Here is a 14,348-nt window from a genome sequence, read left to right as displayed (position 1 = left end):
GGACCATGCACCCGATCCAGCCCGAGACGTACGGCGCGCCGCGGACCGTCCAGGTCCCCGCCCAGCGCACCGCCGCCCCCGCCGAGGGCTTCGCGGTGGTCGACGTCGAGACCACCGGCCTCGGCCGCTCGGACCGCGTCATCTCGGCGGGCGTCTACCAGCTGGACCCGGACGGCGAGGTCACCGACCACTGGTACACCCTGGTCAACCCCCAGCGGGACCCGGGCCCGGTCTGGATCCACGGCCTCACGTCGGAGCTGCTCTCCGGCGCCCCGACCTTCCCGCAGATCGCCGACGAGTTCGCCGACCGGCTGAACGGCCGGGTGCTGGTCGCCCACAACGCGCTCTTCGACTGGAACATGATCTCGCGCGAGTTCTCCCGGGCCGGCCTGCGCGCCCCGGTCGAGCAGCGGATCTGCACCATGGTGCTCTCCCGCGACCTGCGGCTGCCGCTGCCCAACGGCAAGCTGTCCTCGCTCGCCGCCCACTTCGGCGTCCGCCAGCAGCACGCGCACAACGCCCTGGACGACGCCCGGGTGCTCGCCGAGGCGTTCCGCCCCAGCCTGCACCTGGCCCGCCAGGGCGGCGTCCCGCTGCCGGTGCAGGCCTGCGTCGCCGTCACCGACCTCGGCGAGGACGAGCCCGCCACCCCCGGCCGCGCCTCCTGGACCGGCGCCGCCTACCGCCAGGCCAAGAAGCGCCCGCCCTGCCCGTACCCCAACCCGGGACGCTGGGAGGACGGCAAGCCGCTGGTGCAGGGCATGCGGGTGGCCTTCACCGGCGACACCGCCACCGACCGGGAACTGCTGGAGGACCGCGCCGCCGAGGCCGGCCTGCACATCGCCACCTCGGTGAGCCGGCTCACCAGCCTGCTGGTCACCAACGAGCCGACCAGCTGGAGCGGCAAGGCCCGCCGGGCCCGCGAGGTCGGCACGCCGGTGGTCGGCGAGGACGCCTTCCTCCAACTGCTCCGCGAAGTCGCCCCGCACCCCGGTGCGTGAGCCGGATGTGAAGTCGGCGTACCGTGCCCATGTGTACCGTTTTCTGCTGACCCGCCAGTGGCTGATCACCATGCTGATCGCGCTGCTGCTGATCCCCGCGACGATCGAGCTGGGCTTCTGGCAGCTGCACCGCCACGAGGCGCGGGTGGCCCGGAACGACCTGATCGGCAAGGCCCTCACCGTCGCCCCCGTGCCGTTCGACACGGTGTCGTCGGCCCCCGGCTTCGCGGTGCCCAAGGACCTCATCTGGCACCCGGTGACGGCCACCGGGCAGTACGACACGGCGCACGAGTTCGTCGTCCGCAAGCGGACCGACTCCAGCGGGGACACGATCGGCTACTTCGTCATCACCCCGCTCAAGCTCTCCGACGGCAGGGGCAGCATCCTGGTCAACCGCGGCTGGGTGGCCGGCGACGGCGGCGCCACCGCCTACCCGACGGTCCCGGCCGCCCCGACCGGCGAGGTCTCCCTCACCGGTCGGATGCGCGCCGACGAGACCACGGGCAGCAGCGGCATCAAGGACCGCACCGGCCTGCCCGACCGGCAGTTCAACCTGATCAACACCGAGCAGCAGGCCAAGGAGACCGGCGTCACCACCGTGCTCGGCGGCTACCTGGAGCTCACCGCCACCACCCCGGCCCCCGCCGACCAGCCCGAGCTGATCCCCGAGCCCAACCACTCCGACATCGGCCCGCACATGGCGTACGCGATCCAGTGGTGGCTGTTCACCGCGATGATCCCGGTCGGGGTCGGGGTGCTGGCCCGCCGCGAGGCCAAGGACCGGGCCAAGCAGGCCGCCGAGGCCGAGGTGCCGGTCGAGGCCGTACCGGCGGCCTGAGGCCCCGGCCCGGGAGAGCGCCCCGGAGAACCGCCTACAGCACGTCCTCCAGCTCGCGCAGCAGCCGCGCCTTGGCCCGGGCGCCGACCACCGAACGCACCGGCTCGCCGCCGCGGAACACCATCAGCGTCGGCATCGACAGCACCCCGTACGCCGCCTGGGTGCGCGGATTGCGGTCCACGTCCACGCTGACCACCCGCAGCCGGTGCGCCTCCTCACGGGCGACGTCCGCCAGCACCGGCGCCATCATCCGGCACGGCGGGCACCAGTCCGCCGTAAAGTCCACCAGCACCGGCCCTTCGGCCGCCAGCACCTCCGCGGCGAACGTGTCGTCCGTCACCGCGGGCACCCCTGGGATCTGCACCATCGTCTACTCCTTCGCCCATTCGTTCGCCAGTTCACAGCGCGGCGGCTGTCCGGAGGGCTCGGCCGCCAGCCCGTCCCGGGCCCGTACCGCCCGGTCGAACTGCCCGGCCACCTGGGCCCGGACGTCCTGCAGCCGGGTGATGCACTCGTCCAGTTCGGCGAGCTTGCGCCGGTACACCTCCAGCGAGGCCGGGCAGGAGTCGCCTTCGGGGTGGCCCGCCTGGAGGCACTCCACGAACGGGCGGGTCTCCTCCAGGCCGAACCCGAAGTCCTGCAGCGTCCGGATCTGCCGCAGCAGCCGCAGGTCCTCCTCGTCGTACGCCCGGTAGCCGTTGCCCGCCCGGCGGGCCGGCAGCAGGCCGAGCTGCTCGTAGTACCGCAGCGCCCGGGTGGTCGTCCCCGCCCGCTCCGCCAGCTCCCCGATCCGCATCCCCGCACCCGCTCTCCCGGCCCGCCTCCGCACGCCGCCGGGACCGACGGTAGACCTTGACCCGGACGTCAACGCCAGCCCGGCTCCGACCGCCCCCGGCGTCACGTCACCCCGCCCCAGCCCCCGGCACTCCCCCTCGCGCCCGCCACCCGGCAGGATGGGCCCCATGGATCTTGGACTGAAGGACAAGGTGTACGTGGCCACCGGCGCCACCCGGGGCCTCGGCTTCGCCGCCGCCCGGGAGCTGGCCGCCGACGGAGCACGGGTGCTGGTCAGCGGGCGCGGCAAGGAGTCCGTGGCCGCCGCCGTCGCCGAGCTGGACGCCATCGGCGGCGCCGGGACGGCCCACGGCCTGGCCGCCGACAACGCCGACCCGGCGACCGCCGAACGGCTGATCGCCGAGGCGACCGGGCACTTCGGCCGGCTCGACGGCGTGCTGATCAGCGTCGGCGGCCCCCAGGCCGGCCCGGTGGCCACCGCCCCCGAGGAGGCCTGGCGCGACGCGTTCGAGTCGGTCTTCCTCGGCGCGCTGCGGCTCGCCCGCGCCGCCGCCGCAGCCCTCGGCGAGGGCGGCGTGATCGGCTTCGTGCTCTCCGGCTCGGTGCGCCAGCCGATCCCCGGCCTGGGCATCTCCAACGGCCTGCGCCCGGGGCTGGCGATGGCCGCCAAGTCCCTCGCCGACGAGCTCGGCCCGCGCGGCATCCGGGTGGTGGGCCTGCTCCCGGCCCGGATCGACACCGACCGGGTGCGCGAGCTGGACTCCCTGGGCGGCGACCCGGACGCCGCCCGCGCCCAGGCCGCCGCGACCATCCCGCTCGGCCGCTACGGCACCCCGGAGGAGTTCGGCAAGGTCGCGGCCTTCCTGCTCTCCCCCGCCGCCTCCTACCTGACCGGTGTGATGATCCCCGTCGACGGCGGCGCCCTGCGCCCCCTCTAGGGCGTGTACGGGGGCGGGCGCCCGGCTCCGCCCGCCCCCGGTTCACTCCACCCGCGGGGGTCTGCGCCGCCCGCGGCGCCGTCGCGACTCGGGCCGGGCGGCCTGGAGGATCCGGATCCGCAGGTCTGCGGGGAGTTCCGGGAGGCCCAGGCTGGTCCGGGCGTCGGTTCGCGGGCCGGTGTCGAAGTGCTCCACCAGGGCCGCCGGATCGCCGCCGGGGGTGAGCCGGACGGCGCCCCGCAGCCGCGGGTGCCCGGGTGCGCGCACCAGGCGTACGCCCGCGCGCTCGACTTCGGGGAGCGTGGCCGTCCCGGTCTCCAGCGCCTCTTCCAGCGCCCGGGTGCGGACCCGCAGCCGGAGTCCGGTGGCGCCGGGCGTCGGCACGACGAGGCCGGCCGGGCCGCTGCGCCGCAGCTGCGCCACCAGCCACCAGGCGGTGCCCGCGACCACCACGGCCAGCCCGCCGATGACGGTGGGCCACCACCAGGCCGAATCCGCCCAGCGGGTGCGCGAGCGGGCACTGAGCACCGGCTGGTCCGGGGAGGTGAGCGGCCACCAGCCCGGCGGGTCGGCGCCGAGGCGCCGGTACAGGTCGAGCCCGCCGGCCAGCACCAGCACGCCGGCGGCCAGCAGCACCGCCCCGACCACCCCCAGCAGCACCCGGTTGACGGCCGTCCGCCTCATCCCGCCGCCCCCACCCCGGGCCCCGCCCCGGGCGCCGCCCGCACGTCGAGGCGCAGCGGCCGGGCCAGCGTCACCCGTGCCAGCTCGTCGCGCAGTTGGCGCTGGACCGACACCGGGTCCGCCGCCCCGATGAGGGTGACCCGGACGCGCCGGCGGCTGATCCGGATCCGCAGCTGGTCGATGCCCTGGAGTCCGGCGGCGCGGTCGGCGAGCAGGTGCCCGATGCCGGCCCGGTCGATGACGGCGCCGGTGTCGCCGTGCCGGCGCAGCGGGAGCCAGCGGCCGAGACCGGGGGCGAGGGCCAGCCAGAGCAGCGCCCCGCCGAGGAGGACGGCGGCGCCGGCACCCACCAGCGCCCACAGGTAGTCGAGGTGACGGGTGGCCAGTTCGTCGGCGATCCGGGCGCGCCACCGGCGGGTCGGGTACCCGGCGCGGACGGCGATCACGTCGTACAGCAGCGCGCCCGCGAGCACCAGCAGCACGGTGGCGACGAGCGCCGCGACGACGGCCCGCGGCGCCCGCGGCCGCCGCACCTTCTCCGGCGGGGGCCCGTCCCCGGCCGCCGTCGCCTCCTCGCCGGGCACCGGTTCGCCCCCCGCACTCATGACACTCCCCCGGTCACCAGCCGCTCCACGACGACGACCACCTCGGACACCCTGGTCCCGGTGAACCCGGCGACCTGCGCGGCGACGCGTTCGCGGACGGCCCGGGCGAGCGCCGCGAGGTCGGCGGGGAAGGGCAGTGCGACGGCGACCCGGACGGTCACGGTGCTGCCGGGCGTGGCCACCGAGACGGCGGGCGGTGCGCCCTTCGCGGTGCGGCCGGTCCAGGCGTCGGCGAGGGCCTCGCGGGCGGCCCGGGCCGCGATGCGGGCGTAGACGCGGTCGGCGATCCGGAGTCGGCCCCGGGCGGCGGGTTCGCGGCGGGCACTGGTGGTGGGAGCCGCCATCAACGGCGCCGGTCGCGGCCGCGGAGCAGGTCGCCGAGGTCGCCCAGCTCGATGTCGCCCTCCAGCAGACGGCCGGCCACGAAGCCGACCAGCCCGAGCGCGGCGACCAGCAGGAACGCCGCGAAGCCGCCGAAGTACCCGGCGAAGCCGAGGGCCATGCCCACCACCAGGCCGACGATGGCCAGGTTCATCCGCTACTCCTCGTCCTCGCTGCCGCCCGCCGCCGGGCGCTTCGTGGGCTCGCTACTTGAGCTTGGGCCGCTGCCCCGCGACGACCGTCTCCTCTTCCTCCTCCTCGACGTCCGGCTCGTCGGGGAGGTGGACGTCGTTGACCGCGATGTTGACCTCGACGACTTCCAGGCCGGTCATCCGCTCGACCGCGTCGATGATGTTCTCCCGCACCTGCCGGGCGAGTTCGGGGATGACCACGCCGTACTCGACGACCAGGGCGATGTCGATGGCGGTCTGCTTCTCGCCGACCTCGGCCTTGATGCCGCGCCCGACGCCGGACTTGCCGCCCGGCACCCGGTCGCGCATCGCGCCGAAGGTGCGGGAGAGGCCGGAGCCGAGGGCGTGGATGCCGTTGACCTCGCGGGCGGCCATCCCGGCGATCTTCTCGACCACGCCGACGGCCAGCGCCGTGCGGCCGCGCTCGCCGGTCGGCTTGCCGGCGTCGGTCGCGGCGGAGGCGGCGGACGGCGAGGACGGCGCGTGGACGGCGGAGCCGGCGGCCGCGACGTGGCCGGGGTTCTTGTGCATGGTGGCGGGGGTCGGAGTGTCAGGCATGGGGGCGCATCTCCCGTCGTACGGCTCCAGCTATATCGCAAATCCCCATAACTCTGGCATTGCGCCACGTTCCGCGCCCGCCGGGGAGGGCCGCCGGGACGCCACCGGGGCGCTTCCGGGGCGCTTCCGGGAACGTCGAGGGCCCGGTCCGGGGAGCACTCCCCGGACCGGGCCCGTTCACACGACGCAACCCGGCTAGTCGCCGATCCCGGCGAGGTCCCGCAGGCGGCGGGCCTGCGCCGCCCGTTCGGCCGAGCGCTGCTCGTCGAAGGAGCGGCCGGCGGCGCCCTGGAGCAGGGCCTTGGTCTCGATGACGGCGTTGCGCGGCGCGGCCAGCAGGGCGGCGGCGAGGTCGCGGGCGGCGGCGTCCAGTTCCGCACCGGGGACGGCCAGGTTGGCCAGCCCGATGGCGGCGGCCTCCTCGGCGCCGACCCAGCGGCCGGTGGCGCAGATCTCCAGCGCCCGGGCGTAGCCGACGAGTTCGGTGAGCGGCTTGGTGCCGGCCAGGTCGGGGACGAGGCCGAGCGAGGTCTCCTTCATGGCGAACTGGACGTCGTCGGCGACGACGCGCAGGTCGCAGCCGAGGGCGAGCTGGAAGCCGGCGCCGACGGCATGGCCCTGGACGGCGGCGATGGAGACCAGGTCGGGGCGGCGCCACCAGGTGAAGGCCTGCTGGTAGGAGGCGATGGTGTCGTCGAGCTCCTGGTCGGGGGCGCCGGCGAGCTGGAGGAAGGTGGGCTCGCCGGGGATGCCCTCGGGGGTGAACATGGCCCGGTCCAGGCCCGCCGAGAAGGAGACGCCCTCCGCGCGCAGCAGGACCACCCGGACGCCGCCGGGCAGGTCGCGGCCGGCGGCGGCGAGGGCGCGCCACAGGGCGGGCGACTGGGCGTTGCGCCGCTTGGGCTGACACAGGGTGACGACGGCGAGCTCGCCGTCGATCTCCAGGCGGACGCCGTCCTGCTCCCAGCTCGGGGCCTGCGGGTCGGTGGCGGGGGCGGTCATGCGGGGACCTCCGGTGGCGAGGGGCTTGGCTACCGGAGAGTAACAAACCTGGGCGCGCGGCGGCAGGGCGCCGGCCCGGAAAGATCGACGGAAGGGGAGCGCCCGGGGGCGGACGACACCCCGGACATGACGATCGGCGGCCGGTCCACTCGACCCGAGGGCGGACGATCGGTTCTCGTCTCCCCGGTCGGCGCCCTGCCGCCGCGCCATTCAGCCATAAGCTGACGGACCGTCAGGAACCGGCCCCGGCGGTCGCCTTGTTCTTGCCACGCGTGGCACCACCGCGGCCCCGGAGAATGACTCCGGACTCGCTCAGCATCCGGTGCACAAAGCCGTACGAACGACCGGTCTCCTCCGCGAGAGCGCGAATGCTCGCCCCGGAGTCGTACTTCTTCTTGAGATCGGCCGCGAGCTTCTCACGCGCGGCACCGGTTACCCGGCTGCCCTTTTTCAGAGTCTCGGCCACCCGTGCCTCCTCGTAGCGTTGCTCGGTCAGATTCCCATGATCACCCATCCACCGCGTCCTGGCCACCCATTCGGCAAGGTCGATGTCGGGAATGCGTGGTCCTGCGGTGGTGATCCGAGCGCATCAGGGCGCTCACGTAGAGTGCGCGCCCCCAGGCGGATTCCGCCGTCCGCCGAGAAAGGGCTGATCAGCAGTGTCGGCCCGACCACGATCGAGTGGCGGGCCGACAGGAAGTCCTTAAACGGAATCCAGGCTTTCTTCATTCCCGGACACGCCGTAAGTACTAGTTTTTCTGGTCCTAAAAGCGGAGATCGCGTCTACACCCGGTCAGGCCAGCGAGACCAGATCGGCGTACGCCGGGCTCCAGAGGTCCTCGACCCCGTCCGGCAGCAGGATGATCCGCTCCGGCTGGAGCGCCTCGACGGCGCCCTCGTCGTGGGTGACCAGCACGACCGCGCCGCTGAACTCGCGCAGCGCGCCGAGGATCTCCTCACGGCTGGCCGGGTCGAGGTTGTTGGTGGGCTCGTCGAGCAGCAGCACGTTGGCGCTGGAGACCACCAGCGAGGCCAGCGCGAGCCGGGTCTTCTCACCGCCGGAGAGCACCCCGGCCGGCTTGTCGACGTCGTCGCCGGAGAACAGGAAGGAACCGAGGATCTTGCGGATCTGCACCAGGTCGGTGTCCGGCGCGGAGGAACGCATGTTCTCCAGCACCGTGCGGTCCGGGTCCAGGGTCTCGTGCTCCTGGGCGTAGTAGCCGATCTTCAGGCCGTGACCCGGGATCACCTCGCCGGTGTCCGGCTGCTCCACCCCGGCGAGCATCCGCAGCAGGGTGGTCTTGCCCGCGCCGTTGAAGCCGAGGATGACGACCCGCGAACCGCGGTCGATGGCCAGGCCGACGTCGGTGAAGATCTCCAGCGAACCGTAGGACTTGGAGAGCCCGCTGGCCGTCAGCGGGGTCTTGCCGCAGGGCGCCGGGTCCGGGAAGCGCAGCTTGGCGACCTTGTCGTTCTGGCGCACCTGCTCCAGGCCGGAGAGCAGCTTCTCGGCACGGCGGGCCATGTTCTGCGCGGCCACCGTCTTGGTCGCCTTGGCCCGCATCTTGTCGGCCTGGGAGTTGAGGGTCGCGGCCTTCTTCTCGGCGTTGGCCCGCTCGCGCTTGCGGCGCTTCTCGTCGTCCTCGCGCTGCTGCTGGTACTGCTTCCAGCCCATGTTGTAGACGTCGATGGCGGAGCGGTTGGCGTCCAGGTAGAAGACCTTGTTGACGACCGTCTCGACCAGGTCGACGTCGTGCGAGATGACGATGAAGCCACCCTTGTAGGTCTTCAGGAAGTCCCGCAGCCAGACGATCGAGTCGGCGTCGAGGTGGTTGGTGGGCTCGTCGAGCAGCAGCACGTCGGAGTCCGAGAACAGGATCCGGGCCAGCTCGACGCGGCGGCGCTGACCACCGGAGAGGGTGTGCAGCTCCTGGTTCAGGATGCGGTCCGGCAGGCCCAGGGCGGCCGCGATGGTGGCGGCCTCGGCCTCGGCGGCGTACCCGCCCTTGGTGAGGAACTCGGTCTCCAGGCGCGCGTACTTCTTCATCGCGTTGTCCCGGGTGGCGCCCTGGCCGTTGGCCATCCGGTCCTCGTTCTCGCGCATCTTCCTGAGCACGGTGTCGAGGCCGCGGGCGGAGAGGATGCGGTCCTTGGCGAGGACGTCCAGGTCGCCGGTGCGCGGGTCCTGCGGGAGGTAGCCGACCTCGCCGGAGCGGGTCACCGTGCCCGAGGCCGGCATGCCCTCGCCGGCCAGCACCTTGGTCAGTGTGGTCTTGCCGGCGCCGTTGCGCCCGACCAGGCCGATCCGGTCGCCGGCGGCGACCTTGAAGTTCGCGGACTCGATCAGGATCCGGGCACCGGCACGCAGCTCAAGGGCATTGGCGGAAATCATGGCGGAAACTACTCCTGGGACGTGGGCGGGCGGCCGGACGGGGCCCGGGGCCGGGCAGCGGGAAGGGGCGTCGTCGGTGGTCGGCACAGCGCACGGGGCGGTGCCGCGCGCCCGCTATTGCCCGGAGAAGTCAGCCATGACGGCAAGTCTACCGGGCCGCGCGGGAACCCCCGGGGCTACCGCCCGGGGGTACCGGCGGTCCGGCGTTACTGCTGGAGCTGCTGGGACTGCTGAGGCTGCTGCGCCTCGGGCTGCGCGGGCGGCTGGTCGCCCGCCGGGGCGTCCTGACCCACCGGGGCGTCCTGGGCCGGGCTCGCCGCCGGGTCGGTGCAGCCGCCCTGCGGACGGACCGCCGCGAACGGCGCGGACGGGCTGCCGCAGGCCGCCTCGGGGGCGGCCGCCTTGGTGTCGAACACCCGGGCCGGAACGATCGGGCCGTCGGTGATCAGCACCCGGCTGCCGTCCAGCGCCTTGATCGAGGCGCTCGGGCCGGTGTTCAGCTGCCAGCCGGTGCTGTCCAGCCGGTACCCGTTGATGCCGCCGGAGACGGCCTGCCCGGCACTGTTGGTGCAGCTGCGCGGGACGAGCACGGCGTACTCGGTGCCGACCGTGCGCAGCGGGTCGTAGACGCAGCCGCCGGGCGGCTTGGAGTTGTAGCGCAGGTCGCCGTCGGCGTCGCGCAGGCCCATGGTCAGGTTCGGGGTCACCACGGCCACCCAGGCGGAGGCTCCCTGCGGGACGGTGTGCAGGGCCGCCGCGGCCCGCTCCTGGGCCAGCTCCTTGCGCTGCGCGTCGGTGCGCTTGTCGGCGCCGGGCTCGCCGTCGCCGCGCAGCCAGTCCGCCAGGCCGGGCACCGCCCGGTGCCAGCGCACCTCGTGGTCGCCCGGGCGCACCGAGGTGACCAGGCCGTCGTCCCAGACCACGATGGCGTTGTCCCCCGCCATCGACAGGTACAGCGCGGTGGCGCCCTCGCGGCGGTAGGACCAGGCCTGCTCGCCGCTCTGCCGGTGGAAGGCCTCCAGCCCGGGGCCGACCTTCAGGTCCAGGTCGGCCGTGCTCAGCGACTGTGTGCTGACCGGCGTGGCCTCCGCCTCGCCCGGCCCCGCCACCCGGTCGCCGAACGGCACCGGCTTGTTGGCGTGCGCCGCCGCACCGGCCGCAAGGACCAGCATCACCGCCAGGGCAGGCAGGATCGAGCGGGGGGTCAGTACACGCAGCGGCTTCCAGGACACGGCCGGAGCGTACCTTTCACCGGGCACGCGAGTCAGCCTGGAATTGCCCCCGCCCCACCCCTCGGACCGCGCGTCCGGCCGCGCGCGCCCTCCCCGCGCACCCGCCCGCCCACCTGCACCGTCGGTGCCGAGGCCGGGCCGCCGCCCGCTCCGGGCCCCGGCGCCGGGGCCCGGCCGGACCGTTACAGAGCTGATACACGCGGCGGGGCCCGGCCGGGCGTTGCGGCAGACGGCGTTCGAATACCGCCCACTTTAGGGTGACATTCGGCTTTTCCGACGCCCGCCGGGCCTACTGTCGGCGAGCGGAGCGCCACGGTCCGTCCAGCGCGCCCCCGCCCCGCGACGCCCGGAGGAGAGACCATGCGAATCGGCCGCCTGACGCTGGCCGCCGCCGCCCTGCTGCTGATGGCCACGGCCAGCGTCCCGGCCGGGTCGCCGCTCAGCCAGACCGAACGGCACTCCCTCTCCTCGGACGCCTTCGAGCCGCGCGGCGCCGCCCCCCGCCCGCCCGTCCAGCGGCCCAAGCACGAGCCGCCGTTCGGCGCCTTCGTCGGCTCCTGGGACGACTACATCCCGCAGATCGGCCGGTACGCGCGGTGGCTGGGCGACGCCAACCTGCAAGTCGGCCACACCTACCTGGCGGGCAACGGCTGGGCCGACGTCGAGGGCGAGCTGATGGTGCTCGGCATGTGGTCGCAGTGGCGGCTGGCCGACCCGTCCCGAACGCTCGTCCTCGGCGTGCCGATGCTGGTGCCCAACGAGGCGAACGTGCCGGACGGCGAGGTCGCCAAGCTGCTCGCCCAGGGCGCGCGCGGGGACTTCGACCGGCACTTCCTGCGGCTCGCCCACCGGCTGGTCGCCCTCGGCGGCGCGGACACCGTGCTCACCCTCGGCTGGGAGATGAACGGCGTCACCTACACGCACCGCTGCAAGCCCGACCCGTCCGCGTGGAAGGCGTACTGGCGACGGATCGTCGGTGTGATGCGCTCGGTGCCGGGGCAGCGGTTCCGCTTCGACTTCACCCCGAACCGGGGCCTGGACGCCATCCCGTGGACCAAGTGCTACCCCGGCGACGACGTGGTCGACATCATCGGCATGGACAACTACGACCAGCCCGCCGGGGGCACCTTCGACGACTACGTGCGCGAGCCGTACGGGCTGCAGGACCAGGTGGAGTTCGCCGCCAAGCGCGGCAAGCCGGTCTCCTACCCGGAGTGGGGGCTGTTCCGCAACGGCGACAACCCGGAGTTCGTGCAGCGGATGGTCGAGTGGATGCGCACCCACGACACCGCCTACCAGACCGTCACCGACTACTGCCCGCACGGCTTCTTCGAGTGCGACCGCAACCCGCGCTCCGCCGCCCGGTTCAAGCAGCTGATGTCCGGGTCGAAGGGGGCGCCGGCGGTGGTGCCGCCGGCGCCCCAGGCCCCCGTCCAGCCGATCGTCCCGCCGGTGGCGCCGCGCCCGCCCGCGCCGCCGACCGGGCCCGGGGCCGGGCCCGGAGCCCCGAACGTGGTGCCCGCCCCGTCCGCGAGCCCGTCGCCGGGCCACTCGGCCACCGCGTCGGCGAGCCCCTCCCCGAGCCCCTTCGCGAGCCCGTCCCCGAGCCCGTCGGCGGCCCGGACACCCGCCCGGCGCTGAGCCCGGGCGGGGGCGGGCGGGCGGGGGCGGGCGCGGTCAGCCGCGGCGGCGGGCCAGCAGGGCCTCCTTGAGCCGCGGGAAGCGGGTCCGCAGCACGTGCGCCGCCTGCTGGCGGACGCGCACCGCGCCGGACCGGGCGATGGCCGCCGGCGCGGGCCCGGGCGGACCGAACAGCAGGCGCTGGTTGGACAGCTGGTCCGGCCGCCAGCGCTGCTTGTACGGCTCCTGGCCGCGCAGCAGGCCGAGCAGCGGGACGCCCGCGCCGACCGTCTCGTCCAGGGCGGCGCTGAACAGCAGCCCCGCGATGTCCAGCCGCTCGCGCAGCACCGGGTGCGCGCCGTACATGTACAGGCCGCCGAAGGAGGGGCAGAGCAGCAGCAGGTTCACCGCGACCAGTTCGCCGTTCAGCCGGAACTGGTGGACGGTCGCCCTGCCGGTGGCGACCAGGCCGACGGTGGACTCGGTCAGGTGGCGGGCGAAGCGCTCGGTACGGTGCTCCGGGGTGACGCCGCGCTGCTGCCACTGCAGGAAGTGCAGCCGCAGCAGGCCCTCCAGCGCCGCCGGCACCTCGGCCGCCGGCGTCGAGCTGACCTGCACCCCGGCCTCGGCGATCTTGCGCAGCTTCACCCGGCTGCGTTGCGCGGTCTTGCCGGGCACCCGCTTGAGCAGCCGGTCCATCGGGACGGCCGGCAGGTACTGGCAGAGCGAGTCCTGGTAGCGGCGGCGCCGGCCGTGCCAGTGCTCGTACACCCGCTGCACCGCCGCCTCGGGGTGCACCTCGCGCAGCTCCAGGGAGTGCCACGGGCGGGTGAGCGGGAGGGCGGCGGCGAACTCGGCGGCGGCCCGGTCGGCGCAGTCGTCGTCGAGCAGCACGTCCGAGTAGTCGACCAGCCCGGCGCCCAGGGCGGTCAGCCCGCCGAGCGGGCCGCCGCGGCGTCTGAAGGCACCCGCGCCGACCAGCAGGCCGTCCCGGCGGACGAGCACCACCAGCAGGTCGCCCGGACTGCCGTAGTGGCGCCACCAGGAGCGCTGCCAGTCGGCGGCCTGGAAGAAGGTGGCGGTCCGGCAGCGGGCGGCCAGGTCGTCCCACTCCTCGGCGAGGGTGTCCAGGGCGTCGTCCTCGCGGCGCAGCTCGGTGGTCCAGCCCGGCGCCGCCGGCTGGGCCGGGAGGCCGGTGTGCCGGGTCTCAGTGCTCATCGCCCGCTCCCGGCCGCGGCCTTCTCCTTGGCCGGGGGCTCCTCGGCGCTGTTCTTCGCGGCGGCGGCCTTCCCGGGCTGCCCTTCCGCCTCCTCGACCTTCTCCGCCTCCTCGGCCTTCTCCATCTTCTCCGTCTCCTCCGTCTCCTCCGCCTGGCCGGTCTTGCCGGCCTCGTCGGCCTGCCCGGCCCGGTCGGCGGCGGGCGGCTGCTCGCCGCGCGGGCGGGGGGTGGCCGGCGTCGTCGGCTCCACCGGGGCCTCGGCGGCCTCGACGGGCTCGGCGGCCTCCGGTGGGGCGGCCTCGCCCCGGCGGCGGGTCATCATCACCAGGGCCCCCACCAGCAGCCCGGCCGCGCCGCCGACCGCGACGTCCAGCGCGGCGGACGGGGTGGTCGGCTTGTCCGGCTCGGCGGCCGGCGCCAGCGTCACCAGCCGGACACTGGTGTCCTTGCTGCTCGTGTTGGCGAAGGAGACCAGCGAGCGGGCCACCGCGTCGGCGGTCTGGGCCGCCTCCTGGGGGCGCGTCCCGGTGCCGGTGATCTCGATCATCGGGGCGTCCGGGGAGGTGGTCCCGTGCACCAGGGACTCCAGCTGGGCACGGGTGTGGCCGGTCTCGACGGCCGCCACCCCGAGCACCTGCGGCTGACCCGCCAACCGCCCGTACGCCTGCGCGAAGTTGGTCGCGGTGGCGGCCTCCCCCGGATTCTGCGGCACCACGAGGACGTAGGCGCTGGCGGCGTACGAGGGGTGCGAGACGACGGCGTACCCGGCGCCGGCCGCGGCGCCCAGCGGCACCGCGAGCGCCACCGGCCACCAGCGGCGGACCAGGTGGCGGGCCCTTCGGCGCGGTGTGGTCATGGGTGTGACTCCTTGGGTATGTGGCAGCGGTTCCGG

17 protein-coding genes are annotated in these 14,348 nt (G+C 74.7%); 4 read left to right on the top strand and 13 right to left on the bottom strand.

Features of this window, described 5'->3' with window-relative positions:
* The first annotated feature begins 5 nt into the window (after window positions 1–5).
* Window positions 6–1,001: a DEDDh family exonuclease gene (locus tag AB0R04_RS07735; protein ID WP_363369095.1), complete on the top strand. Its 996-nt coding sequence runs from the start codon at window positions 6–8 to the stop codon at window positions 999–1,001.
* A gap of 31 nt (window positions 1,002–1,032) precedes the next feature.
* Entirely contained in the window at window positions 1,033–1,839 is an 807-nt protein-coding gene (locus AB0R04_RS07730; protein ID WP_363369093.1) for an SURF1 family cytochrome oxidase biogenesis protein, read from the top strand.
* 34 nt (window positions 1,840–1,873) lie between these two features.
* On the opposite strand, the gene trxA is transcribed toward AB0R04_RS07730, so the two are convergent.
* Both trxA and AB0R04_RS07720 read right to left on the bottom strand, forming a co-directional pair.
* Complete coding sequence (trxA, locus tag AB0R04_RS07725; RefSeq protein WP_063349617.1) at window positions 1,874–2,206, bottom strand: thioredoxin; 333 nt, start codon at window positions 2,204–2,206, stop codon at window positions 1,874–1,876.
* A 3-nt stretch (window positions 2,207–2,209) separates the two neighbouring features.
* Entirely contained in the window at window positions 2,210–2,635 is a 426-nt protein-coding gene (locus AB0R04_RS07720) for a MerR family transcriptional regulator (RefSeq protein WP_363369091.1), read from the bottom strand.
* A gap of 166 nt (window positions 2,636–2,801) precedes the next feature.
* Between AB0R04_RS07720 and AB0R04_RS07715 the strand changes: the two genes are divergently transcribed.
* Window positions 2,802–3,572, top strand: coding sequence for an SDR family oxidoreductase (locus AB0R04_RS07715; RefSeq protein WP_063349615.1), 771 nt, complete (start codon window positions 2,802–2,804; stop codon window positions 3,570–3,572).
* A gap of 42 nt (window positions 3,573–3,614) precedes the next feature.
* Here the strand turns inward: AB0R04_RS07715 and AB0R04_RS07710 are convergent, their stop codons facing one another.
* From AB0R04_RS07710 to AB0R04_RS07670, 9 genes are all read right to left on the bottom strand, one after another.
* The gene (locus tag AB0R04_RS07710; protein ID WP_363369088.1) at window positions 3,615–4,256 is read right to left on the bottom strand and encodes an alkaline shock response membrane anchor protein AmaP; all 642 of its coding nucleotides are present in this window, start codon (window positions 4,254–4,256) and stop codon (window positions 3,615–3,617) included.
* On the bottom strand, window positions 4,253–4,861 hold the full coding sequence (locus AB0R04_RS07705) for a DUF6286 domain-containing protein (RefSeq protein WP_363369087.1): 609 nt from the start codon (window positions 4,859–4,861) through the stop codon (window positions 4,253–4,255). The genes AB0R04_RS07710 and AB0R04_RS07705 overlap by 4 nt, the downstream gene beginning before the upstream one ends.
* Complete coding sequence (locus AB0R04_RS07700; RefSeq protein ID WP_363369085.1) at window positions 4,858–5,205, bottom strand: Asp23/Gls24 family envelope stress response protein; 348 nt, start codon at window positions 5,203–5,205, stop codon at window positions 4,858–4,860. The genes AB0R04_RS07705 and AB0R04_RS07700 overlap by 4 nt, the downstream gene beginning before the upstream one ends.
* Window positions 5,205–5,396: a hypothetical protein gene (locus AB0R04_RS07695; RefSeq protein ID WP_063349611.1), complete on the bottom strand. Its 192-nt coding sequence runs from the start codon at window positions 5,394–5,396 to the stop codon at window positions 5,205–5,207. The genes AB0R04_RS07700 and AB0R04_RS07695 overlap by 1 nt, the downstream gene beginning before the upstream one ends.
* Window positions 5,397–5,448: 52 nt before the next feature.
* Entirely contained in the window at window positions 5,449–5,991 is a 543-nt protein-coding gene (locus AB0R04_RS07690) for an Asp23/Gls24 family envelope stress response protein (protein ID WP_363369083.1), read from the bottom strand.
* A gap of 195 nt (window positions 5,992–6,186) precedes the next feature.
* A complete protein-coding gene (locus tag AB0R04_RS07685; protein ID WP_063349610.1) occupies window positions 6,187–6,993 on the bottom strand; it encodes an enoyl-CoA hydratase/isomerase family protein in 807 nt (268 codons plus the stop codon).
* A 232-nt stretch (window positions 6,994–7,225) separates the two neighbouring features.
* Window positions 7,226–7,459: a helix-turn-helix domain-containing protein gene (locus tag AB0R04_RS07680; RefSeq protein ID WP_030059940.1), complete on the bottom strand. Its 234-nt coding sequence runs from the start codon at window positions 7,457–7,459 to the stop codon at window positions 7,226–7,228.
* Between the two features lie 327 nt (window positions 7,460–7,786).
* Complete coding sequence (abc-f, locus tag AB0R04_RS07675; RefSeq protein WP_063349609.1) at window positions 7,787–9,385, bottom strand: ribosomal protection-like ABC-F family protein; 1,599 nt, start codon at window positions 9,383–9,385, stop codon at window positions 7,787–7,789.
* Between the two features lie 206 nt (window positions 9,386–9,591).
* The gene (locus AB0R04_RS07670; protein WP_363369080.1) at window positions 9,592–10,617 is read right to left on the bottom strand and encodes a hypothetical protein; all 1,026 of its coding nucleotides are present in this window, start codon (window positions 10,615–10,617) and stop codon (window positions 9,592–9,594) included.
* Between the two features lie 360 nt (window positions 10,618–10,977).
* Between AB0R04_RS07670 and AB0R04_RS07665 the strand changes: the two genes are divergently transcribed.
* Entirely contained in the window at window positions 10,978–12,258 is a 1,281-nt protein-coding gene (locus AB0R04_RS07665; protein ID WP_363369078.1) for a glycosyl hydrolase, read from the top strand.
* A 36-nt stretch (window positions 12,259–12,294) separates the two neighbouring features.
* Here AB0R04_RS07665 and AB0R04_RS07660 read toward each other — a convergent pair whose 3' ends face one another.
* Together AB0R04_RS07660 and AB0R04_RS07655 are read right to left on the bottom strand one after the other, a co-directional pair.
* Window positions 12,295–13,455: a GNAT family N-acetyltransferase gene (locus tag AB0R04_RS07660; RefSeq protein ID WP_063349607.1), complete on the bottom strand. Its 1,161-nt coding sequence runs from the start codon at window positions 13,453–13,455 to the stop codon at window positions 12,295–12,297.
* Window positions 13,452–14,312, bottom strand: coding sequence for a Wzz/FepE/Etk N-terminal domain-containing protein (locus AB0R04_RS07655; protein ID WP_363369076.1), 861 nt, complete (start codon window positions 14,310–14,312; stop codon window positions 13,452–13,454). Before AB0R04_RS07655 ends, AB0R04_RS07660 begins: the two co-directional genes overlap by 4 nt.
* Between the last annotated feature and the right edge of the window lie 36 nt (window positions 14,313–14,348).

The sequence above is a fragment of the Kitasatospora sp. NPDC056731 genome (genome assembly GCF_040687675.1).
Lineage (GTDB): Bacteria > Actinomycetota > Actinomycetes > Streptomycetales > Streptomycetaceae > Kitasatospora.
This window is presented reverse-complemented; position numbering and strand designations above follow the sequence as displayed.

Bases quoted from the DNA above. Each gene is read 5' to 3' on its own strand.
- AB0R04_RS07735 (WP_363369095.1), top strand. From the start codon at position 6: ATGCACCCGATCCAGCCCGAGACGTACGGCGCGCCGCGGACCGTCCAG.
- trxA (WP_063349617.1), bottom strand. From the start codon at position 2,206: ATGGTGCAGATCCCAGGGGTGCCCGCGGTGACGGACGACACGTTCGCC.
- AB0R04_RS07720 (WP_363369091.1), bottom strand. From the start codon at position 2,635: ATGCGGATCGGGGAGCTGGCGGAGCGGGCGGGGACGACCACCCGGGCG.
- AB0R04_RS07715 (WP_063349615.1), top strand. From the start codon at position 2,802: ATGGATCTTGGACTGAAGGACAAGGTGTACGTGGCCACCGGCGCCACC.
- AB0R04_RS07710 (WP_363369088.1), bottom strand. From the start codon at position 4,256: ATGAGGCGGACGGCCGTCAACCGGGTGCTGCTGGGGGTGGTCGGGGCG.
- AB0R04_RS07705 (WP_363369087.1), bottom strand. From the start codon at position 4,861: ATGAGTGCGGGGGGCGAACCGGTGCCCGGCGAGGAGGCGACGGCGGCC.
- AB0R04_RS07700 (WP_363369085.1), bottom strand. From the start codon at position 5,205: ATGGCGGCTCCCACCACCAGTGCCCGCCGCGAACCCGCCGCCCGGGGC.
- AB0R04_RS07695 (WP_063349611.1), bottom strand. From the start codon at position 5,396: ATGAACCTGGCCATCGTCGGCCTGGTGGTGGGCATGGCCCTCGGCTTC.
- AB0R04_RS07690 (WP_363369083.1), bottom strand. From the start codon at position 5,991: ATGCCTGACACTCCGACCCCCGCCACCATGCACAAGAACCCCGGCCAC.
- AB0R04_RS07685 (WP_063349610.1), bottom strand. From the start codon at position 6,993: ATGACCGCCCCCGCCACCGACCCGCAGGCCCCGAGCTGGGAGCAGGAC.
- abc-f (WP_063349609.1), bottom strand. From the start codon at position 9,385: ATGATTTCCGCCAATGCCCTTGAGCTGCGTGCCGGTGCCCGGATCCTG.
- AB0R04_RS07665 (WP_363369078.1), top strand. From the start codon at position 10,978: ATGCGAATCGGCCGCCTGACGCTGGCCGCCGCCGCCCTGCTGCTGATG.
- AB0R04_RS07660 (WP_063349607.1), bottom strand. From the start codon at position 13,455: ATGAGCACTGAGACCCGGCACACCGGCCTCCCGGCCCAGCCGGCGGCG.
- AB0R04_RS07655 (WP_363369076.1), bottom strand. From the start codon at position 14,312: ATGACCACACCGCGCCGAAGGGCCCGCCACCTGGTCCGCCGCTGGTGG.